16 protein-coding genes, 2 pseudogenes and 1 riboswitch are annotated in these 21,460 nt (G+C 58.6%); of the genes and pseudogenes, 14 read left to right on the top strand and 4 right to left on the bottom strand.

Annotated features, from left to right (window positions below; genetic code table 11):
• Positions 1–4 precede the first annotated feature (4 nt).
• From RAN89_RS17755 to RAN89_RS17695, 14 genes and pseudogenes are all read left to right on the top strand, one after another.
• On the top strand, positions 5–397 hold the full coding sequence (locus tag RAN89_RS17755) for a response regulator (RefSeq protein ID WP_313867541.1): 393 nt from the start codon (positions 5–7) through the stop codon (positions 395–397).
• Positions 387–2,372 carry a sensor domain-containing protein gene (locus RAN89_RS17750; RefSeq protein ID WP_313867540.1) on the top strand — a complete coding sequence of 662 codons (1,986 nt, stop codon included), beginning with the start codon at positions 387–389 and terminating at the stop codon, positions 2,370–2,372. The genes RAN89_RS17755 and RAN89_RS17750 overlap by 11 nt, the downstream gene beginning before the upstream one ends.
• A 25-nt stretch (positions 2,373–2,397) precedes the next feature.
• Positions 2,398–3,510 (top strand): methyl-accepting chemotaxis protein, encoded by a 1,113-nt coding sequence (locus tag RAN89_RS17745; RefSeq protein WP_313867539.1) that lies wholly within the window; start codon positions 2,398–2,400, stop codon positions 3,508–3,510.
• A 35-nt stretch (positions 3,511–3,545) separates the two neighbouring features.
• A complete protein-coding gene (locus tag RAN89_RS17740; RefSeq protein WP_313867538.1) occupies positions 3,546–3,914 on the top strand; it encodes a response regulator in 369 nt (122 codons plus the stop codon).
• 201 nt (positions 3,915–4,115) lie between these two features.
• The gene (locus RAN89_RS17735) at positions 4,116–4,424 is read left to right on the top strand and encodes an STAS domain-containing protein (protein WP_313867537.1); all 309 of its coding nucleotides are present in this window, start codon (positions 4,116–4,118) and stop codon (positions 4,422–4,424) included.
• A complete protein-coding gene (locus RAN89_RS17730; RefSeq protein ID WP_313867536.1) occupies positions 4,421–6,673 on the top strand; it encodes a chemotaxis protein CheA in 2,253 nt (750 codons plus the stop codon). Before RAN89_RS17735 ends, RAN89_RS17730 begins: the two co-directional genes overlap by 4 nt.
• A gap of 5 nt (positions 6,674–6,678) precedes the next feature.
• Positions 6,679–7,554 (top strand): annotated as a pseudogene (locus RAN89_RS18655) (PAS domain-containing protein); the annotation flags it as partial.
• Between the two features lie 474 nt (positions 7,555–8,028).
• Positions 8,029–8,847 (top strand): annotated as a pseudogene (locus RAN89_RS18650) (methyl-accepting chemotaxis protein); the annotation flags it as partial.
• On the top strand, positions 8,847–9,374 hold the full coding sequence (locus RAN89_RS17720) for a chemotaxis protein CheW (protein ID WP_313867534.1): 528 nt from the start codon (positions 8,847–8,849) through the stop codon (positions 9,372–9,374). The pseudogene RAN89_RS18650 and the gene RAN89_RS17720, both read left to right, overlap by 1 nt.
• An 11-nt stretch (positions 9,375–9,385) precedes the next feature.
• Positions 9,386–10,198, top strand: coding sequence for a CheR family methyltransferase (locus RAN89_RS17715; protein WP_313867533.1), 813 nt, complete (start codon positions 9,386–9,388; stop codon positions 10,196–10,198).
• Positions 10,199–10,205: 7 nt separating this feature from the next.
• Complete coding sequence (locus RAN89_RS17710) at positions 10,206–10,739, top strand: chemotaxis protein CheD (protein WP_313867532.1); 534 nt, start codon at positions 10,206–10,208, stop codon at positions 10,737–10,739.
• Entirely contained in the window at positions 10,740–11,816 is a 1,077-nt protein-coding gene (locus tag RAN89_RS17705) for a protein-glutamate methylesterase/protein-glutamine glutaminase (RefSeq protein ID WP_313867531.1), read from the top strand.
• Positions 11,817–12,076: 260 nt separating this feature from the next.
• Complete coding sequence (locus RAN89_RS17700; RefSeq protein WP_313867530.1) at positions 12,077–14,332, top strand: sensor histidine kinase; 2,256 nt, start codon at positions 12,077–12,079, stop codon at positions 14,330–14,332.
• A gap of 144 nt (positions 14,333–14,476) precedes the next feature.
• Positions 14,477–14,562, top strand: a riboswitch (cyclic di-GMP riboswitch).
• Between the two features lie 62 nt (positions 14,563–14,624).
• On the top strand, positions 14,625–15,080 hold the full coding sequence (locus RAN89_RS17695) for a hypothetical protein (protein ID WP_313867529.1): 456 nt from the start codon (positions 14,625–14,627) through the stop codon (positions 15,078–15,080).
• Between the two features lie 18 nt (positions 15,081–15,098).
• On the opposite strand, the gene RAN89_RS17690 is transcribed toward RAN89_RS17695, so the two are convergent.
• From RAN89_RS17690 to selD, 4 genes are all read right to left on the bottom strand, one after another.
• Positions 15,099–17,030, bottom strand: coding sequence for a YhgE/Pip family protein (locus tag RAN89_RS17690; RefSeq protein WP_313867528.1), 1,932 nt, complete (start codon positions 17,028–17,030; stop codon positions 15,099–15,101).
• Positions 17,031–17,100: 70 nt separating this feature from the next.
• On the bottom strand, positions 17,101–18,228 hold the full coding sequence (locus tag RAN89_RS17685; protein WP_313867527.1) for an FAD-dependent oxidoreductase: 1,128 nt from the start codon (positions 18,226–18,228) through the stop codon (positions 17,101–17,103).
• 121 nt (positions 18,229–18,349) lie between these two features.
• Positions 18,350–19,120 (bottom strand): DUF3047 domain-containing protein, encoded by a 771-nt coding sequence (locus tag RAN89_RS17680; protein ID WP_313867526.1) that lies wholly within the window; start codon positions 19,118–19,120, stop codon positions 18,350–18,352.
• Complete coding sequence (selD, locus tag RAN89_RS17675; protein WP_313867525.1) at positions 19,117–21,432, bottom strand: selenide, water dikinase SelD; 2,316 nt, start codon at positions 21,430–21,432, stop codon at positions 19,117–19,119. Before selD ends, RAN89_RS17680 begins: the two co-directional genes overlap by 4 nt.
• Positions 21,433–21,460 lie beyond the last annotated feature (28 nt).

The following is a 21,460-nucleotide window of genomic DNA, read 5'->3' as shown; positions in this document are numbered from 1 at the left end:
TGGCATGAGCCTTCGTATTTTGCTCGTGGACGACAGCCTGACATTTGTCGGTGCGGTTCGTCAGTTCCTGGCCCTGTTGCCCGGCGCTTCGGTTGTGGGTGAGGCCCACGATGGAAAGGATGCCATCGAGAAAGTTCGAGCCCTTTCGCCGGATCTGGTTTTGCTGGACGTGAGCATGCCCGGAGTAGGTGGGGTGGAAGTAGCGCGAACATTGCGTTTGTGGCCCCAACCGCCCAGTGTGGTTTTCCTGTCCATGCATGACGCTAGCGCCTACCAAACAATGGCCGACGAGCTGGGTGCCCTGGCGTACATCAATAAATCAGACTTCGTTCTGCGGCTTTTGCCCATCATCGAACGCATGGTTGCAGTAAGTGCAGCTCAGAGTCATGAAAACTGATGACCGTCCCGGCGAGGTAATCGGGGTCCTCCCAATGGAGGCTGTAGAGCGCAGCCCGCAGGGAACACCCGGCGCCGGCTACGCTGGAGGAGACACGCAAGGCAGGACCGAAGATGCGGTTGCTGCCCGGGATGCCTGGCCGCATTCTCGCGGGCAGATTCCAAGCCTCAAGAGAGATGGCATTCCGTTTTTGAACGACATATCCACAGACCCCGCAGCCGGCAATGCGGACGAGCTGGCTCACAATGTGCATAAGTATTGTGAGATACCGGCCCTCCGGGCAGGGTCTATGGCCGCAGACGGACCTGCAGAAACATGCGTCGGACTTGTGGTACTGGATCGCCAAGGTCGCATTGCTTCGGTGAATCCGGCATTCACTCAGCTGTGTGGCTACCTTCCCTCTGACGTACTGGGTGAGTCGCTGCAAATGCTCTCGTATGGCGGAGCACATGCCGCGTTTTGCAGGGTCATGTGGAAATCCATCGAGCTTGGGGGCTACTGGAGTGGTGAAGTGTGGATCAGGCGCAAAGATGGCACCGGGACGCTGACATGGCTCTCCATGTATTCCATGCAAGACGGAGCCGGTCCTGCTTGCAGCTACCAGGTCACCTTGGCTGAAGTCGGTAGCGCCATGCTTACCCACGAGCCTTCCGGATACCCGCAACACTTGCCTCCGTTCATGGCCTTGCCCAGTCGTGCGCGATTCATGGACCAATTGGGCACGTTCATCCAGCGATCGCAATGTGCAAGCACTTCAACGGCTTTGTTGCTTTTGGATATAGACCATTTTCAGGAAGCCAACCATGCTTTGGGATACGAGGCGTGTGACCGCGTGTTGATGGCTGTAGCCCAGCGTTTGTGTACCGTCGTTCAGGACAAGGGACTTGTTGCCCGCACCGGAGATGATGAGTTTTCAATCTTCATCGGTGACGCTTGCGATTCGCACGCGGTGCAAGTTGCCGCCCAAGCCATGCTGGATGCCCTCTCTGAATCTTTTGCATTGAGGGAAGGCTCCGTCTATGTGACCACCAGTATCGGCATTGCGCTGTTCCCGGGGGATGCCAACGGTGCTGACGACTTATTGAGGGCTGCGGGCAAAGCCATGCGAGCAGCCAAAGCAAGCGGACGCAATTGCTACAACTATTTCACCCCGGAACTGGAACTGCAGACCCCAAACAGGCTGTGGTTGGCCCATGACTTGCGGTCGGCCCTGTCCCAAAAGCAGTTCTGGTTGGCTTATCAGCCCATCGTGAGTTTGAAGACTGGCAAGGTGCACAAGGCGGAGGCATTGATCCGCTGGCAGCATCCGGCGCGCGGACTGATCAGTCCGGCAGATTTCATCCCGGTTGCCGAATCCACCGGCATGATTGTGGAAATTGGCGAATGGGTTTTCCGGACTGCGGCCGACCAAGTGGCACAGTTGCGCCGTCAGCATGCCGCCGATTTTCAGGTAAGCGTCAACAAGTCACCCGCACAGTTTCACCGTCAGACCGAGCTCTCCGAATCCTGGAGTGACTATCTGAGACGCCGTGGTCTGAGTTGCAGAAGCATCGTGGTGGAAATTACGGAAGGACTGTTGCTGGAAGACAGTCAGCGCGTTGACGATCATTTGCGTTTACTGCGCGAAGCTGGTGTGCAGCTGTCATTGGATGACTTCGGTACCGGCTATTCCTCGCTGGCTTACCTGCAGAAGCACGATATCGATTACGTGAAGATCGATCAGTCTTTCGTGCGCAATTTGGTCGCCGACTCCAAAGAAATGACCTTGTGTGAAGCCATCATCACGATCGCTCACAAACTGAACATGGAAGTGGTTGCGGAGGGAATAGAAACCGCCGAGCAACTGCAGCTGCTTCGCGATGCGGGGTGCGATTACGGGCAAGGCTACTTCATGGCCCGCCCTATGTCGGCCTCGGCGCTGGATGCATTTTTGGCGCCATCAGGGAATGGCGGTAACTCCGCGCTCAAAGGATGAAATGCACATGGAGTACCTAAACCGCATGTTCAGACACTTCCGCCCATGGGCGACTTTGGCAGGCGTCGTCTGCTTGGCAGGGTGGGCCCTGGCGTGGCCTTGGCTGACATGGATAGGTGCCATCTGCCTGCTTGTGTTAGCGAGCGGTCTGCTGGATGGCCTCATGCGTTCAGGTGCAAATGATTTTCCCGCAGACATACAGGCCCGAGGTCGAGACCTGACAGTCTCGGACCTGCTGGAACACGCCACCCTGACTTGGGTGACCCATATCCAGTCGGTACAACGACACATGAGGGAAGCCACGGATGAGCTTTTGCAGGGGTTTGTGTCTATCCTCGATGAGCTGGACAAAATCACCGCGAACGGAAGTTCTGTCGATCAGACCTCTCTGGATCAGCGGGCGGACATGCTCCAGGAGTGTGAGCAGGAATTGCACTCGATAGTGCGGAATTTCAGTGCCTTTATTGAGTCGCGGGACAAGATGTTGGGCACGATGAGCGGCTTGGATCGCGCATCGGTCGGGCTGCGCAGCATGGCGGAGGATGTGGGTGTCATTGCCCGTCAGACCACCTTGTTGTCACTCAACGCTGCCATAGAAGCAGCGCGCGCCGGTACCGCGGGGCGGGGCTTTGCGGTTGTCGCGGCGGAGGTGCGGCGCTTGTCCACGGCATCCGCTGATACTGGAAAACGTATCAATGATCAGGTGCGGGAATTCAGTGCGGGTGTTCATCAGACCCTGGAGGAGGCATCTGCCCGGGCAGAGATCGATCGCACCATGGTGAGTGATTCAGAGCGGACGATTGTCTCTGTCATTGAACGGGTAGACGGTGCTGTGAGCGAACTACACAGCCGGGCCACCGAACTGGGTGTCCGGGGTGAAGCCGTGCGGGGCTACGTGGAACAAATGATGGTGGCCTTCCAGTTTCAGGACAGAGTGCAACAAATCCTTGATCAGATTGTCCAGTCGATGCAGGCCGTCACGTCGAACTTGCAAGAGACAGCAGCGCAAGGGCATCTGCCGGATCTTCAGGCTTGGGACAGCCTGCTGTCGGATGGCTACACCACTGACGAGCAACGTTCCGGGGGGGTGGCCAGTAGCGAAGGCAAACCGCAAACCGCCTCGGCCACCTTCTTCTGATGACACCCTGAAACGGCAACCGAAAGGAAAAATCCATGGGCAAGACTATTTTGATTGTTGATGACTCCTCTTCTTTGCGCCAGGTGGTGAGTTTGACCTTGACGCGTGCGGGCTATGAAGTCATCGAAGGAACCGACGGCATGGATGCCCTGGCCAAGCTGGATGGCCGAAAGGTCAACCTGATCGTGAGCGATGTGAATATGCCGCGCATGGACGGCATTGCTTTCGTCACGCGAGTCAAGCAGGATCCCCGCTACAAATTCACGCCGGTCATCATGCTGACTACTGAAGGGCAGGATGCCAAGAAAGAGCAGGGGCGTGCTGCCGGCGCCAAGGCGTGGATCGTCAAACCCTTCAGTCCGCCGATCTTGCTCGATGCGGTTTCCAAGCTCATCCTTCCTTGAAGACCACAGTCCATTCCGCGATGTCACCAGTCTGACTGGTGATGGACCGGTACTTCTTCGCGGTCTCAGGTGTTTCCCTTTCCGAACTCAGGTATCTGCCTGATTGGTCCCCTAGTCAGTCGCTCCTACAGTTGGGTCCATGTTGTTTGAGATTCCGGCAAAGCGCATCAAGAACGCAAATGTTTACAGGAGAAGCGCACCATGACTGCTGCATTCCAACTTCCAGCGGAGTTGACCATCTACAGTGTCGGAGCGACCCGCGATGCCTTGCTCGACTGGTTGACGCAGCAAGATCCAAAGTCCGGTGATCGCGTAGAGATCGATGCTGCGCATGTTGACGACATTGACGGCGCCGGCATCCAGTTACTGGGGGCTTTGACCAAGACTCTTTCGGAGCGGGGAGTCCTCTGGCAGGTCAACGACGCAAGTACGCATCTGATGGAGATATGCGGTGTCATGGGCAGTCGACACTGGCTGGACCGCACAGTGGCGATGGAGGTGACTGTATGAAGCCCGATACCCACGACGCCGACTTGAACTTCATCGCTGAGGCCATGCCTGCATTCATCAGTGAGGCCCATGAGCAACTGGAAAGCATTGAGCACCTGTTGCTGCAACTGGAGGAGTGCCCGGATGACAGGGAACTCTTGGATGCCTTGTTTCGTTGCGCGCACACGGTGAAGGGTTCAGCCGGCATATTCGGACTCGACCAGGTGGTTTCCTTTACGCACCATGTAGAAACATTGTTGGACAAAATGCGGGAGGGCACTGTTGCCTTGGGTCCTGATCTGAGTACGCTGTTACTCGAATGCAAAGATCAGGTGTTGCATCTTGTGGATTCGGCCGGCCATAGTGAACGGGATACACCGGACGACAGGGAAGTGCGTGCAGACTTGATTACGCGTCTGTGTGCGGCCTTGGGGCCATCGGGTGCGCCGTTGACCAACCCAAGCACACCACAGGATTCCGGTGCACACCAATCCCCGGTCGTCCTCAACCAAGGTAGCTGGTTGATCTCGGTTAGCTTTGGCATCGATTGCTTTCGCAACGGCATGGACCCGTTGAGCATACTTCGCTATCTTGGCAAGCTCGGGAATGTCGAAGCCATTGCCTGCGACCTGGCGCTGCTTCCCACGTTGGAGAAGCTGGATCCGGAGTCCTGTCATCTGGGGTTTGAGTTCCGATTGAAGACGGATGCCGATCGCCAAGCCATTGAAGATGCCTTTAGCTTTGTCAAAGAGGATTGTTCGCTTCGGTTGGTCGCACCCAGCGCGCCTATCGCCCACTATGAGAAGTTGCTGGAGGACATGCCTGATCGCCCCTTGTTGGGTGACATCCTGGTCAAAATCGGTGCCATCAGTCAATCTCAATTGGATGATGGATTGCGCACACAGCAGATGGCGCGCCAAACGCCCGGTGTCTCCGTTCCGAAACTAGGAGACATTCTTCAACAGCAGGCTGGTGTCGCAGCAGAGGTCGTTTCGGCAGCACTCAACAAGCAAACTAAGCGCGAAGCGACTCCAGGCGCCGAAGACAACCGCTACATCAGGGTGCAGGCTGACCGGCTCGACGATGTCATCAATTTACTTGGAGAACTGGTCATCGCAGCCGCGGGCGCCGAAATGCAAGCGCGGCAAACCCGCAGCGCGGAGCTGATCGAATCCAACCAACACATTGGAAGGCTGGTGGAGGAGATCCGCAATGGCACATTGCAGTTGCGAATGGTGCCCATTGGTGAAACTTTCAGTCGGTTCCGCCGGGTTGTGCGAGACACCGCCGCATCCTTGGAAAAAGATGTGGCGCTGGAAATACTGGGGGGCGATACCGAGCTGGACAAGTCGGTGGTTGAGCGCATTGCAGATCCGCTCATGCACTTGGTGCGCAACGCCTTGGATCATGGACTTGAAACGCCAGCCGAGCGTACTGCAGCAGGCAAGCCGGAAACCGGAAAGTTGATCCTCAGCGCACGCCATGAGTCGGGAAGCATTCTGATCCGTATCGAGGACGACGGACGCGGCATTCACCGTGAGCGCGTATTGCAGCGTGCCTGGGATAGGGGGCTGTTGGAGAAGGGCGTAAGACCCAGCGATCAAGAGATAGTGAATCTCATTTTTGAACCCGGCTTTTCCACCGCCGAACAAATCACCAATTTGTCGGGACGTGGCGTGGGTATGGATGTAGTGCGAAGGAATATAGAAGCCTTGCGTGGAACGGTGGTGGTCAGCAGCACCCATGGTCTTGGTTCTCAAATCAATATCCGTTTACCTCTGACGCTGGCGATCATCGATGGCTTTCTGGTGAGTGTGGGCAGCTCGAAATTCATATTCCCTCTGGATACGGTGGTGGAAGTCATTGAGAACCGACCAGCCGCCACTGGGCGGGATGTGCATGGGCGCAGTGTGGTTGAACTCCGTGGAGAAGTATTGCCAGTCGTTTGTCTGCGATCCCTCTACGGACTCGACTCCGTGGCTCCCGAGCGCATCAGCGTGGTAGTCGTCCAGTGCAGCAGCGGACCCTTTGGGGTGCTGGTGGATTCGCTGATGGGGCAGCATCAAACCGTGATCAAGCCGCTGGGCCGACTCTTCAAAACCTTGCGTGGCATCTCGGGCTCATCGATTTTGGGCAATGGGGAAGTAGCCCTCATTTTCGATGTGGTGTCCCTCAGTCAGCTTGCATCAGATCCGCCGGTGATCGCCCATCAGCTGCATTCAGTTCCGTCTGAAGTTCTTCCAAACCCCGTTTCATTTTCTGAAAGGTAAGCATCATGACCACCAGCAATACCTCTTGGGTCGCCCGACTTTTATGTGGTGCCGAACTTCAGCGCCTCCACGCGCACGCCTCGGAGCAGGAACGTTTGCGCTCGGAGGGCGAACAGGCGCTCGCCGAATTGCAGGCCCGACTCTCTGAATTGGAGAGTGAGGTCAAGGTTCGCACCGACATCATGAACATGACCAGCATTGTCTCAGTGGCAGACAAAAAGGGAGACATCGTCAGTGTGAATGACAAGTTCACGGAAGTCTCCAAATACAGCCGCGCTGAATTGATCGGACAGCCGCACAGTACCACCCGACATCCAGACATGCCAAAGGAAACGTTCAAGCAACTTTGGTCCACCATCGGACGGGGCGACATGTTCCGGGGAATCATCAAAAACCGAGCCAAAGACGGAACTCCGTATTACGTGGATGCGGTGATTGCGCCCATCCTTGGTGAGAACGGCAAGCCGGTGCAGTACCTGGGTGTGCGCTATGACATTACCGTCGCGGAGATCGAACGCCAGAATGCGAGAGGTATCCTGGGAGCCATAGATGCGAACTTTGCTTTCATCGAGTTCAACCTGGATGGCACGGTCATCCACGCCAATGAAAACTTTTTGAAAACCCTGGGATACAGACTGGACGAGATACAAGGCAAGCACCACCGCATGTTTTGCGAGCCCTCTTTGGCGAACTCCCCGGCCTACACACAGTTCTGGCGTGATCTGGGAGAGGGCAAGCCTCAAAGCGAAGTATTCAAGCGCATTTCAAAGTCTGGCCAGGACATTTGGATACAGGCCGTCTACGCGCCGGTGAAGGATGAGATGGGGCGAGTGTTCAAGGTAGTAAAAATAGCCACCGATGTGACGGAGGAGGTGAAGGCGACCAACATGCTGCGCTTGGCTGTAGAGCAGGCGCAGAAAGTAACCAGTGCAGCCAAGGATGGCGATCTCACACAACGTATTCCACTGGAAGGAAAGAGCGGGCCGATCGAAGTGCTCTGCGTTGGAATCAACTCTCTGATGGAGACCACATCAGTTATTTTTGGCGATGTCGTTCGAAGCTTCAGTGCCCTGGCAGCCGGCGATCTGAGCCAGCGAATCACCCGTGACTACGCCGGAACTTTTGAGCAGGTCAAGATGGATGCAAACGCAACCAGCGAAAAGCTGGCTGCCACCATTGAAGACGTGGGGAGGGTGTTTTCGGGTTTGGCCAGCGGGGATCTCAGCCAGCGGATTACACGGGAGGCGGATGGTGTCTTCAACCGGGTCAAGGAGGATGCCAATGCCACTTGCGAGAAGCTGGCCAGCATTATTGAAGAAGTGCGAGCAGCTACTGACGCGCTCAGTGGCGCTGCGGGGCAGGTCAGTGCCACTGCACAGTCGCTCTCTCAAGCCGCCAGCGAACAGGCCTCCTCGGTGGAAGAGACCACGGCTTCGATTGACCAGATGTCGGCCTCCATCTCCCAGAACAGTGATAACGCCAAGGTGACTGACGGCATGGCCAGCAAGGCCTCCAAGGAAGCAGGCGAGGGAGGGGACGCGGTGACCCAGACGGTCAAAGCGATGAAGCAGATTGCTTCCAAGATCAGTATCGTGGATGACATTGCGTACCAGACGAACTTGTTGGCTCTCAATGCGGCTATAGAGGCGGCGCGGGCCGGTGAACACGGAAAAGGCTTTGCCGTCGTGGCGGCAGAGGTGCGCAAGTTGGCGGAGCGCAGCCAGGAGGCAGCCAAAGAGATCGGTGATCTTGCGGCCAATAGCGTTTCCACCGCAGAGCGTGCGGGCAAGTTGCTTGACGAGATCGTGCCTTCCATCAAACGCACATCGGATCTGGTGCAGGAAATTGCCGCTGCGTCCGGTGAGCAGAGCTCTGCAGTGTCCCAGATCGGTGGTGCCATGGGGCAATTGAGCAAAGCTACGCAGCAAAATGCGTCAGCGTCCGAAGAGCTGGCTGCAACCTCTGAGGAGATGTCGGGTCAGGCGGAACAGTTACAGCAAGTGATCGGCTTCTTCGGCGCTGGCCAGGAGATGCCCAAGCCATTGCGCACGCGCCGATCCGACGACCCCACACCTCTGCGTACACGTTCCACGGCATCCGCTTCAGTAGCCATGTTGGGTGTCAGCAGTCTCCGGAATGGCACCAATAACTTCAAGCCATACGGAGGCATGTAATGGGTACCGCCACCATCATGCCAGCCAAGGCGGCAGAGACCCAGGAGGCCACAGCGCAGTATCTGACATTCATGTTGGCGGACGGAGTATTCGCCATGGATATTGCCACTGTGCGCGAGATTATTCAGCACTGCCAGATGACGACGGTTCCTCTCATGCCGTCTTTCGTACGGGGGGTCATGAATCTGCGTGGCGCAGTGCTGCCTGTCATTGACTTGCAAGCCCGGTTGGGCAGACCGAATGCCACGGTGGGAAAAAAGACCTGTGTGGTGATCTTCGATGTCCAGCGTGAAGGGGAGCGCATTGAGCTTGGATTGATGGTGGACGCTGTGAGTGAGGTCATTGAAATTCCCTCTACAGACATTGAACCCCCCCCGCAGTTTGGAAGTGCCATCAAGCGGGATTTCATACGGGGTATGGGCAAGGTCGGTGGAAAGTTCGTCATCATTCTGGATCCTGAGCGGGCGCTCAACGTGGATGAGATGACAGATATGGTGGAGCGCTCACAAGAGGGCGCCACAGCATAAGGAAAACCACAGTGCAAGCCCTGAGTGATGACACTTTCCGCCGGGTCAGCGAGATCATGTACGAGGCGATCGGACTGTCTTTCAGCCAATCCAAGAAGCCCTTGATTTCAAGCCGCTTGGCCAGCCGGATCCACAAAATCGGATTGCCCTCATTTGAGGCCTATGTAGACCTCCTGGAAGACCATAACCAGGCGGCTGAATTTCAGATGGCCGTGGATTTGCTGACTACCAATGAGACGTATTTTTTCCGCGAACCCAAACACTACGAGCTGTTGGAGCAAGATTTGCTTCGGCGCAAAGATCGTGGCCCACTGGCAGTGTGGAGCGCGGCATCCTCATTTGGAGATGAGGCCTACAGCACCGCGATGTTGCTCTCCGACATGCAGCGAAAAGGCCAATTGGGTCCGGACTGGTCTATCTTGGGCACCGACATCAGCCATCGCGTATTGTTAAGCGCTGCAGAAGGCATCTACCCGCAAGATCGGTTGCGCCATGTACCGCAGGAACAAATGCATCGTTACTGTTTGCAGGGCGAGGGTCCCGCCACTGGACAAGTCATGATGCAAGAAAGCCTGCGCGCGCATGTGCGTTTTGGGCAACTGAATCTGACCAAGAGCTTCGAGGGCTTGGGTCCATTCGACGTGATTTTTCTGCGCAATGTACTGATCTACTTTGATACGCCTACCAAGATTGCAGTAGTGGATCGTGTCCTTGCGACTCTGCGCCCTGGCGGCTTGTTCTTTATGGGTACTGCCGAGGGGCGCGTGCCATGCAAAACCCGCTTGGAAGCATTGATTCCCGGCGCCTATCGCAAAGCTGCATGAGGCCCCCATGTCTGCTTATCAAAATCCGGATTCCCAGCTTCACGATACGGGAGGCACTCCAGTCAAAGTGTTGCATCCGGGCGATGTTGCTCTTGCGTTTGAGGGGGATCGTTTGGAGACCTTGCTGGGGTCGTGTGTTTCTGTCATTCTCACCGACCCTCGCCGCACTGTGGCGGCCATGTGCCATATCGTGCATGCTGGAACGCCCCAGGGCGCCAATAAGGGTGACACTGCGTTTGCGGTCTGCGCCATGCAGGAGATGTTGACCCTGTTGCGTGCAGTTGGCATCGCTCCTCTCCTGTGCCATGCATTCGTGTTTGGCGGTGGAAACATGTTTCCGCAGCTATTTGGACATCGGCATGTCGGCGCTTCCAACCTGGCGTGGGTCGAGGAGTTTTTGCGCGCGCAAGGTATTGAGGTGGTCGGCATGTCAGCAGGCGGGGACTTCTACCGTAAGGTTCGTTGGACGGTGGGCCGGAATCCTATCCAGGTGGAGTGTTCCGGGGTCGTGGCTGGTCAAGAGAAGCACGAGGAATTCTGAGTGACTCCCATCAAGGTGTTCGTGGTCGATGATTCGGCAGTGGTGCGTCAGACCGTTACCCATCTGTTGTCAGGTTCTGCGGAGTTCGTGATGGCAGGTAGTGCCCCCAATCCGCTGATCGCCATGGAGGCCATCCGCAAGACCACACCGGATGTGCTGTTGCTGGATATAGAGATGCCGGGCATGGACGGATTGACCTTTCTGCGCCGGATCATGGCGGAGAATCCGATCCCGACGGTCATCTGTTCCACCTTGAGCACCGAGGGCAGCCGGGTGGCACTGGAGGCGATGGCAGCGGGGGCAGTGGCTGTTATTGCAAAACCCAAACTTGGCCTCAAACAGTTTTTGGAGGAATCGCGTCGTGAACTGGTAGACGCACTCCGAAGTGCCGCGCGAGCCAAACCGCGCGTGGTCAAGTCCGGCCATCAGGGGCCGGATGCCGTCAAGTTGCTGGCTGGCAATGCCAATGCGCAGGCCAACAGCCATGCCACACACACATTCGCCGTGAACAAGCCCGTGGTCATTGGCAGTTCAACGGGTGGAACGCAGGCTTTGGAAGTGGTGTTGACCGCACTTCCGGCTGATGCGCCCGGGATTGCCATTACCCAGCATATGCCGGAAAAATTCACAGCGATGTATGCGCAGCGGCTTGACGGTCTGTGCGCCATCAATGTACGCGAAGCCAAGGACGGAGATCGCCTGGAACGCGGGGTGGCATTGATCGCACCCGGGGGGCGACATATGCAATTGCGCAAGGCCGCTGGGCAGTACTTTGTCATTGTGGCCGATGGCCCTCCGGTAAATCGACATAAACCGTCAGTCGATGTGTTGTTCAAGTCTGCCGCAGAGTCTGCGGGCCGTGACATCCTTGGCATCATCCTGACCGGCATGGGGGATGATGGTGCGCGTGGCATGAAGCGGCTGCACGATGGCGGCGCGCGCACCATCGCGCAGAATGAGGCAACCTGTGTTGTTTTCGGCATGCCCAAGGAAGCCATTAAGCTCAACGCGGTGGATTACGTGTTGCCCTTGGAGATGATCTGCAATGCGATTTTGCAGTTCGATGCACGCGCATGAATGGGCGGGAGGCGTTCTACTTGGGCGAGGTGTTTTGGCGTTGCCCGATCCATCGCTATCCCTGGGTGACCATAGCGGCACCTCGCATCGCGAAACGGGTAAACCCTTGGCTCCCAATCCAGGGCTTAAGAAATAATTCCATGGCTACCCCGTAGTGAACTGCCGGCCCCTGCAAACGCTTACCTACCTGGCTGAATCAACATCTAGAAAACCTCATGTCAGTGAAGCCAGTCACCCCCTTGCTCCGTGCAGTCTTTTTCATGCTCCTGGTCTTGGCAGGACTTGTCGGCAATTACTTGAAGTTCCCCCTTTTCCTGAATATCGATTTCATTTTCGGCAGCATATTTACCTTGCTGGCGGTCCAGATCTTCAGGCTGCGCTACAGCATTCTTGCCGGGGCGCTGATTGCCAGTTACACATTCGTACTTTGGAACCATCCCTATTTCTTGCTCGTTTCCACGCTGGAAGTGTTGGTCGTCGGAGTTCTGTTTCACAGATACAAGGTAGGGCTGGTGCTTGCAGATGCACTTTTTTGGGTCTTTGTCGGGATGCCGACGGTGTACCTGACTTACCACGTGCTGATGTCGGTGCCGGAAACAAGTACCACGCTGGTGATGTGCAAGGCCTCTATCAATGGCATAGCGAATGCATTGGTTGCCCGATTTGTTTATACGCTGGTTGCTTTGCGTTGCAACAAGTCGCGCGTGGAGTACCGCGATATCACCTACAACCTTTTGGCTGTGTTTGCGTTGGTACCCGCCCTTGCCATTGGCGTTGTCAATGGTCGTGATGATTTTTCCGTTACTGACCAGAACATCCGCGCCGAGCTCTTGGAAAACAGTCAGCAACTTACCAAGAAAATCTCCATCTGGCTGCAAAACAGGGCTGCGTCTATCACTTATCTGGCAGGCAGGGGCGTGACCCACTCGCCAGTCCAAATGCAAAGCATGCTTGAGCAATCCAATGAGAGTGATATCAACATTCTGCGGGCAGGCCTTATCAACCGTGATGGCATCTCCGTCGCTTTCTCGCCGACGTTAGATGATTCTGGCCACAGCAACATTGGGAGAGACTTTTCAGACCGACCCTATATCGCCGCCATGCGGCAGTCCCTCCAACCCGTGCTTTCGGAAGTGGTGATGTCCAAGGTGGGGCGTCCAACGCCGACGGTCATTTTTGCAGCCCCGGTGGTTAAGCAAGGGGACTATGCCGGTTATGTCGCTGGCGTTCTGAGCCTGGATCAGCTGGGTGAAATGTTTGAGAAGAGTTCTACTTTTCATTCGATGCATTTCACGCTGCTCGACAAGAACTCGAACGTCATCATCACCAGTATTCCCCACCAAAAGTTGATGGCACCCCTGCAACGCGGCGCTGGGACCTTGACCCCGTTGGGCAATGGCGTGGGGCAGTGGGTTCCTGCCAATCTTGCAGGCGCGCCCATCATGGAGCGTTGGAAGTCCTCCTATTACGTGATTGAGAGTCCCATTGAAAAATATGCAGAGTGGAAGCTGGTCCTGGAGCAACCAGTGGCACCTTTTCAAAAAGTTCTGTTTGAGCGCTATACGAAATCGCTGACGCTTTTGCTCGTGATTCTGCTGGTCGCTCTTACCCTGGCCGAGTTGATCAGTCGCCGTTCAATCCGTTCCCTGATTACGCTGACATCGATGACGCAAGCGCTACCGTCCCGTTTGTTGGCCAATGAATCCACGATTGACTGGCCGAAAACCAGTGTTTACGAAGTTCGGCAACTGGTGGCCAATTTCAAGGAAATGGCGCAATCCCTCACGGCACAGTTTAAAACCATCAATCAAAGCAACGAACTCTTGGAGACCCGGGTACGTGAGCGCACGTCGGCGCTCAATGCATCCTTGAAAGACAAGGAAGCACTTCTGAAGGAAGTGCACCACAGGGTCAAAAACAATATGCAGGTCATTACCAGCCTGCTCAGATTGGAGAGCAGGCGCAGCACCGTTGCGGACACCAAGGTGGTGCTGGGTGATATGCAAGCGCGCATTCGAGCCATGGCGTTGCTCCACGAGCTGCTGTACCGCACCGGAACCTTTGCTTCTGTGGACTTGGGGAAATACTTGAGTCAGCTCTCTACGCAGGCGTTTCAAAACCAGGCCGTGAACTTGCGCTCTGTTCAGCTGGTGCTGAATTTGGGTTCGGTCCCAGTGGGCATGGACCAGGCAGTCACCTGCGGTTTGCTGGTCAATGAACTCATCTCCAACTGTCTGAAGCATGGCTTTCCTGCCCATGACCAGGGGCTCGTGAGCATCGACTTGATTCGTCTGGACGATGCCGACCTGTGGAGCCTGCGTGTGGCGGATACCGGTGTAGGCCTTCCCGGCAATTTTGAAGAGAAGCGAAAGGAGTCGCTCGGCTTGCAGTTGGTGTCCGATTTGGCACGCCAAATTGGGGGAGAGCTTGAGATTGCTCCCAATTCGGACAAAGGCGTGGTGTTTATCGTGAACTTCAGGGCCGTTGAGCCCAATCCTTTGCAGATGCCGGACTGAATCGGGCGGCGCTCAGAATCAGCGGTGCAAGAACTGTGCAATGCCTCCACCACGCACGGACTGACAGCTTTTACTTCTTTTTGCGCATCGAAAACCGATTTGGGGGATTTCCCGGCTTCCTCTATAGTCTGACTTTTCGCGCCTAGAGCGCATGGGCAAACCTGCCGAGAGGCAGGGACGCAAAGCCTCCGGTCCTCCCTGCACAGCAGGCGGATAGCGGGGTTGCTTTCAGCAGCGTTGGCTGTGGAAACGGCGTCATGCCCTCCGGATGCAAAGTACGGGAGTCCACACCATGAAGCAAACCAAGCCCTTTGGACGGGCTTTCATCCCCGCCGCCGAGGCCGCCAGTGCTCACAGTGCTGAAACCCAGGTGCCCCAGCCTGCTGCGGCTCAAGAGGATGGTGCAGCACCGGCCACCGGGAGTGCCGACCTGTTCAGTCTGAGCGGCGGTGCCCTTCCCATGGACTCGCCCGAAGTTGCAAGCCCCTTGCAACAAAAAATGCGGGAGTGGTGCTCTCTGGCAGCCACGGTTGTCGCATTGCTCACGGTGTATGTACTCCTGCGGGACAGCATGACCCTCGCCAACTTGCTGCAGCAGGTCACGACCGAAGAAACAGTGATGATCTGCAAAGACGGCAAGATGGTCTACCCCGACTACAGCATCCTTGACCGGCTGATGAACAACGGACGCTTCTTGTGCACCGAGTGGAGGGTGCAACGCGGCTTTCTCACGCTGCCGCGTCACTGATCGCAGTTCAACGGCAGGTCACAAGCCGACAGCGGGCTGCATCTGGGCCGGGTGCAGATAGCGCCAGCGTCCTATCCAGCAGGCCAGCAACATCGAGATCAAACCGCAAGCGGTGACCAGCAGCATGGGCGATTGCCAGGCACCCCCATAGGCCCCGAACATGGCCGCCTTCACCGCCCGCACCACCCAGGTCATGGGCAGCCAGGGGCTGATGATTTCATACAAGCCGCCACTCAGTTCCACCGGCAAAACGCCACCCGATGCCGACAGCTGCACCGCCAGAAACACCATGGCGAAGACTTTGCCCGCATCGCCCAATGCGCGCGTGAGCAGCATCACGATCATCAAGAAAGACAGTCCTGCCACTGTCAGGCACAAGGCAAAGGCAGCGGGATCAAAAATGCGCACCTTCAAGCCCCATAACACTGTCAGCCCCAGCACCAGCGCCTGCATCAGCACCACGATAGCCGGCATGGCGATCTTGCCGATGAATTTGGCCGGCGGTGAAAAGCGCTTGGCATGCCGCGGCATCACGCGGATATGGATCAGGAAAGCCGCCACACCGGCTCCCAGCCAGAGTGCTGCGGGGATCACGTTGGGTGCAAAGCCGCTGCCGCTGTTGCCGACCACGGCATCGACTTCAATAATGGGTTTGACAGAGTTGGCCAGACCTTCCGGGCTGCCTTCCGGTGTCTCAATGGAAGCCGGCAGCGAATGGGCGAGCAAATCCAATCCACCCGAAAGTGCTTGCGTGCCTGTTTTGAGTTTTTGCAAGCCTTCGGACAAGGCGCCGGCACCATTGCTGAGCTGATTGCTCCCGGCATCCAGCTCGTCGAGCTGGCTGTCCTCGGGCAGTTTGGTCACGGCCTGGCGAATAGCGCCGCTCATGGAGCGCATGCCGTTCGTCAAGGTCCCCACTCCGGCGGCCACCCGGTTGGCGCCATCGGACAGTTTCTTCTGTCCTTCGGATGCATCGCGGATGCCGTCGTCCAGCTGATTCATGCCGCTTGCGAGTTGCCCCGCGCCTTCCTTGACGCGGGTAGGCAACAGCAGGCTGTCGTCCGCCTCTGTCTTGAAGGCCATCACACCTTCCAGCAATTTATGACTTCCGCCCTGCAGTTCGTCCATGCCTCTGCCCAGATCCACATGGCCCGCTGCCAGCGCGTCGGCGCCGGATTTCAGCGCATTCAGGTCCGAGTTGCGGGGGCGCTTGGAGTCCAGGGTGCGCAGCCCATTGCTCAGTTGCTTGAATCCGTCGGTGAACTGCCCGACACCGCTGTGCAGTTTGACCGAGCCATTGGACAAGGCACGTCCGGCATTGGCGGCTTGCAGCGCGCCGGTGTTGAGTTCCATGGCACCTTCGCGCAGGCTGTTGACGCCGGCCCTGAGCTGGTCCACGCTGCGCTGTGAACCGGCGGCATTGGTCAGCACCATGGCCCAGCGTCGCTCGTTCAGGCTCTCGTTTACCTCATGGCCCAGCTCATTGGCGAATTGTTTGGCGATGACGGCGGTCTGGTAGTTGTTGCCCTCAGACGCGTAAATCACCAACTTGCCGCCGCCCGGCATGGCCCCGGGGATGGCGTTGGAGCTGAAGTCCTTGGGAACTATCAGCGCGAAGGCCACTTTGCCCATGCGCACGTCTTGGCGGGCATCCTCCGCATGCTCGTACGTGACGTAGCCAAATCGTGCACTGCGCTCCAGGCGCGTGATCACCTGGGAGCCGATGTTGAACATGTGGTCTTTGTATTCCACGCCATCGTCCAGGTTCACCACCGCCACGCGCAAGGCATTGGTGTGGGAGGTCGGGTCCCAGACGCTGGTGAGGTAGATGGAGGCGTAGACTGAGGGCAAGACGGCTACCACCAACACTGCCAACAGCATCTTGGGGTGGCGAACAAGAACCTTCAGTTCCTGTTTGGCCACATAGGCAATTTCGTTGATCAGCTTCATGGGGAGATGTGAACTAAGTCACACCCACTATACCCATTACCTGCAGCGAAAACCGATCTGTCAGTCTGTCTCAGGATGTAACTTGCAGGTAACGCGCCACATGACGGCGGTCGGTCCAGTCTTTGAGCCAGTTCAGGGTGCGGCCGGTGGCGCTGTAGCTGCCCCAGCTGGCTACCGCTTGCTGGCTGCCACCGAATAAAAAGTGCAGCGCGTGGGATGTATCTCGCACCGCATGCAGGCTGGCACCGGTGGTGGCGGCCGGCAGGTTGTGCACCAAGGCCTCGCTCTCATCCTGGACGGAGAACACTTGGCTGTGGCTGGTGCTGCGCTGGTAGGCGTCGATGGCGACCTGACCTTGGCCATCCAGGGCCAGCCCGCTGTCGGCCAGCCACGCAGGCGTCTGGGATTCGAGCGCGATCAGCGGCACATCGCAGGCCAGGTGGGCGCCGCAGCCCAGGTGCACGGACTCAGCGGTCATGCCCACCGCCACATCCTGCAGCACCGTGATGCGCTGGGCCTTCATGGCGGCTACCAGCCGGGCGTGCACCGGGCTGTCCAAATCCACGCCGCCTTCACCGGGCTTGATCACCAGGGTCACGGCGCTCGAAGGCAGGCGCTGGCGCACGGCCAAGGCGAGTTCCAGGGCGGCGGTGTGGTCGCCGATAACTGTCACCCGCAGCGCCTTGCTGTTGGCGAGCTCACACACCCGCGGCCAGAGCAGGGCAAATGTCTCCAGCGGGTGGGCAAACAGGCCGAACTCCCGGGCGCCGGGAATGTCGCGCTCGATCTGCTCGCGGTTTTGCACCGGCCCGGTGTTGATGGACAACCAGTCGTAATGCTGGCTGCTGCCATCATCGAGTTGCAGCGTCTGGCTGCCGGCATCCAGCGATTTGACGCTGCGCTGCAGCCAGCGGATGCCGGCGCGCCGCACCAGCGGCTCCAGCGGAATGGCGCATTCGTCCTGGCTGTAGCGACCGGCCACAAAGCCGGGCAGCATGCCGGGATAAATGGTGCGGGGAAAGGGGGCCACCAGAATGATGCGCATCTCCGGCAGGGGCTTGGCCGCCAGTGCCGAGAGCACTTGCAGGTTGGCCATGCCGCCACCCAGCAATACCAGCTGGCGGGGCTGGTAGCCGCGCGCGTCGGCCGCGTGGGCGGAGTCCACATCCTGCTTGATATGCGCAGCCAGAGCTTTCATGCCGCTATTGTTCCACGATTGGGGCGGGTTTGACAAATAAATCAGCCTCCAGCGCCCACGGAATATGCGCGAGCAGCTATGGAAAGCATAGCGTTTTCCCTGCTTGCGCCGGCAACTGTGGCTAGGGTTTCACAAGGCCAAGCCCTTTGACAAAGGCCAGACTGCTCCCACCGGTGTTGTCACTGTCCGCACCGACGACCACGGCCAACAAGGGCGGTACGGTCGCGCTTTCTTCTCCGAAGGCGCGCACAAAGTCGGCGTTCAAGTCCCGTGCATGGCTGACCCAGGTTCCGGGCCGCGCGGGGCCCTGATCGAGCACGATAAAGCGCAGGCGTTTGCTGTACACATTGTTCACCACTGTGCCCGGCGGCTGCAGGCGGTCCCACACGTAGCAGAGCGTGGCACCCGGCAGGTTCTCGCCGCTCAGGGTGCGTGCCAGGCGCAGCAGGTTGCGCTCTACGAAAGGAATGTTGGCAAGAGGCAGGTCGAACATGGCGCAGACCTTGAGCGCCACGTCGTCCCCTTCTTTGCGCTGCAGGTCTGCGTGAGCCAGACCTTCGTCCAGTCGCCACTGCCATTGCAAGCGGCTCTCACGGGTGCCGGCAGGCAGCGCGTGGCTCAGGGTGCTGTAGCTCTTGTCGCTGCGCAGGCGCAGCACAGGCTCTGCGCCTTGCAACACGATGTCGGGCGCCATCAGCAGCACCTTGCCTCCGGGCAAGCCCACCGCCCGCCATGGCGCGGGTGGCGTGCCGGGGCCTGTCGCCTCCAGTGGTGTGAGCGGCGTTACGCCCGGGGCCTGCGCCCACACCATGGACAAGCTGCACCACGCCGATAGAGCTAGAAAAGTGACTCTGGCGCCCATGGAATCTGCGCGAGAAGCTACTCTTTTCATAGCGGTCGCACGTCGATGGTGATGGGCAGTTCGTCGGCAGGTAATGCACGCACATGGCCGATGGCGCAGGCTTCTGGGTAACCCTGTGCTCGCAGTGCGCGCAAGCAGTCATCAACCGCTGAGACGGGCACGGACGCCAAGAGTCCCCCGGCGGTTTGGGGGTCCACCAGCAGCGGCCACAGCGGGTGCGTCATGGCCTGTGCGGCGTTTTGCACCACATGCTGCTGGCGGGCATTGGCGCCGTGCAGGGAGCTCAGCAGGCCCTGCTGCACACACTCCAGAGCGCCGTCCAGCAGGGGCAGGGCGGCGGCATCCAGCACGACTTGCACGCCGCTGGGGCGGGCCATTTCTACCGTGTGGCCGATGAGGCCGAAGCCTGTCAGGTCGGTGCAGGCGGTGGCGCCAAAGGCTCGCAATGTCTGCGCGGCAGTCTGGTTGCTCTGCGTCATGCTCTGCAGCGCAGCTTGTACCCAGCGGCCTTTCGCGGCTGCACGACCATGCGCGGCAAACAAGGCACCGGTGCCAATCGGCTTGGTCAGCAGCAGCACATCGCCGGGCTGCATGCCGCCTTTGCGCAGCACGCCGGTCATTTGGCCATGGCTGTCCACGTCCACCAGGCCGTTCACTCCAAAGCCCAGTGCCAGCTCGGCGCCTTCACCGCTGTGCCCGCCGATCAGGGCGCAGCCGGCGGCGTTCAGCACCTCGACGGCGCCTTGCATCATCTGGCGCAGGGTGACTTCCACCTGCCGGTCCAAGCCGGGGGGCACGGTGGCGATAGCGGTCGCGGTGTGCGGCTGCGCGCCCATGGCAAACAAGTCGCCCAGTGCATGGTTGGCGGCAACGCGGCCAAACACATAAGGGTCATCCACAAACGCGCGGAAAAAGTCCACGCTGTGTACCAGCGCTTTGCCGGGCGGCACGCGCACCACGGCAGCGTCGTCCGGGCTGTCCAGGCCCAGCAATACATCGGGGTTGGGTTGCACCCACAGGTTTTGCAGTGCACGGGAGAGCACGCTGGCCCCCACCTTGGCGCCACAGCCTCCGCAGCGCATGGCGACTGCGGCTTGCGCCTGTTGGGCTTCATCAGCGTTTAGCTGAATGGATGCTGTGGCGGATGTCCTGGCCGTAGTCATGTTTGAGAGGCCGGCGAGTCCATCCACGCCTTGCACGCTGAATCGCTGCATGAAACGGCGGTCTATCCAGTCTTTCCAGCGCCAGACCCAGGCACCCGCAAAGCCGAGGGCGCCGCGTGAGGCCACGGCAAATTTGTCACCGGTGCTGATTAGCGCCAGCCAGTGGCGCTGCGGGCGGTAGGGCTGCAGGGGCAAGCCTAGGACTGCACGCTGCAGGTTGATGGCCAGCGGCATACCCATGCGCACGGCAAACACGCCGGCTTTCTCCAGCGCAAAGTTCTCCATCGCTGCCACGTCACCCGCCGCAAACACGCGCGGGTCGGTGATACTTTGCAGCGTGTCGTGTAACCGTATGCAGCGGTTGTCAGTCAGGGGCAAGCCGGTGCCTTTCAGCCAGGCGCCACCGCCGGCTTGGGTAACCCAGAGCACCTCGTCAGCGTCAAACCAGTCGCCTCCTGCGCTGCGCAAACGGCCCGCCTGCACTTCCGCCACGTGCGTTTGCAAGTGCACCTGTACGCCGCGCTCGGCTAGCACTTTGGCAAAGCGCCTCTGTACACCCGCGTTGTGGGTGGGCAGCAAGCCGTCAGACGTAAACAAGTGGAACTGCGGTGCCAAGTCCGCCCGCCTGGCGGCTTGTGTCTCGGCACGCAGCCGGTACTGCATGGACAGGCACAGCTCCACACCGCCCGCGCCACCACCCACGATGGCTATCGTCAGCGGCCGCGTAGCGTGCGCCACCTTGTCGAGCAATTGCAACCATCGCTGGTTGAAGCCTGTGATGGGTTTGACCGGCACCGCATGCTCGGCGGCGCCCATTGCGCGCATCTGCGGCGTGGAGCCGGTGTTGATGGAGACCACGTCGTAGTCAATGTCGGGCCGGCCGCGCAGCTGCACGGTGCGTGCCTCACGGTCCAGACCCATCACCTCTGCTTGGATGAACCGCGCGCCGGTGGCGGCACACAGGCGGCACAGGTCGATGTGCACATCGTCATAAGCGTAGTGCCCCGCCACGTAGCCGGGCAGCATGCCGGAGTAGGGCGTGTGCGCGTCGGTACAAATCAGGGTGATGCGCACGCCGGGTAGTGGGTGCATGGCGAAGTAGCGCAGCGCCACCACATGGCTGTGGCCGCCGCCCACCAACACGATGTCTCTAACGATGGGCGTGGTGGGTGTTTGCATATCTCTGAATTGTGCCGCTACACGCACA

Source organism: Rhodoferax mekongensis (assembly GCF_032191775.1).
GTDB lineage: Bacteria > Pseudomonadota > Gammaproteobacteria > Burkholderiales > Burkholderiaceae_C > Allorhodoferax > Allorhodoferax mekongensis.
The sequence above is the reverse complement of the archived record's forward strand: the minus strand, read 5'-3'. Positions and strand labels throughout refer to the sequence as shown.

Coding starts and splice junctions, on each gene's coding strand:
- RAN89_RS17755 (WP_313867541.1), top strand. CDS start 5: ATGAGCCTTCGTATTTTGCTCGTGGACGACAGCCTGACATTTGTCGGT.
- RAN89_RS17750 (WP_313867540.1), top strand. CDS start 387: ATGAAAACTGATGACCGTCCCGGCGAGGTAATCGGGGTCCTCCCAATG.
- RAN89_RS17745 (WP_313867539.1), top strand. CDS start 2,398: ATGTTCAGACACTTCCGCCCATGGGCGACTTTGGCAGGCGTCGTCTGC.
- RAN89_RS17740 (WP_313867538.1), top strand. CDS start 3,546: ATGGGCAAGACTATTTTGATTGTTGATGACTCCTCTTCTTTGCGCCAG.
- RAN89_RS17735 (WP_313867537.1), top strand. CDS start 4,116: ATGACTGCTGCATTCCAACTTCCAGCGGAGTTGACCATCTACAGTGTC.
- RAN89_RS17730 (WP_313867536.1), top strand. CDS start 4,421: ATGAAGCCCGATACCCACGACGCCGACTTGAACTTCATCGCTGAGGCC.
- RAN89_RS17720 (WP_313867534.1), top strand. CDS start 8,847: ATGGGTACCGCCACCATCATGCCAGCCAAGGCGGCAGAGACCCAGGAG.
- RAN89_RS17710 (WP_313867532.1), top strand. CDS start 10,206: ATGTCTGCTTATCAAAATCCGGATTCCCAGCTTCACGATACGGGAGGC.
- RAN89_RS17700 (WP_313867530.1), top strand. CDS start 12,077: ATGCTCCTGGTCTTGGCAGGACTTGTCGGCAATTACTTGAAGTTCCCC.
- RAN89_RS17695 (WP_313867529.1), top strand. CDS start 14,625: ATGAAGCAAACCAAGCCCTTTGGACGGGCTTTCATCCCCGCCGCCGAG.
- RAN89_RS17690 (WP_313867528.1), bottom strand. CDS start 17,030: ATGAAGCTGATCAACGAAATTGCCTATGTGGCCAAACAGGAACTGAAG.
- RAN89_RS17685 (WP_313867527.1), bottom strand. CDS start 18,228: ATGAAAGCTCTGGCTGCGCATATCAAGCAGGATGTGGACTCCGCCCAC.
- RAN89_RS17680 (WP_313867526.1), bottom strand. CDS start 19,120: ATGAAAAGAGTAGCTTCTCGCGCAGATTCCATGGGCGCCAGAGTCACT.
- selD (WP_313867525.1), bottom strand. CDS start 21,432: ATGCAAACACCCACCACGCCCATCGTTAGAGACATCGTGTTGGTGGGC.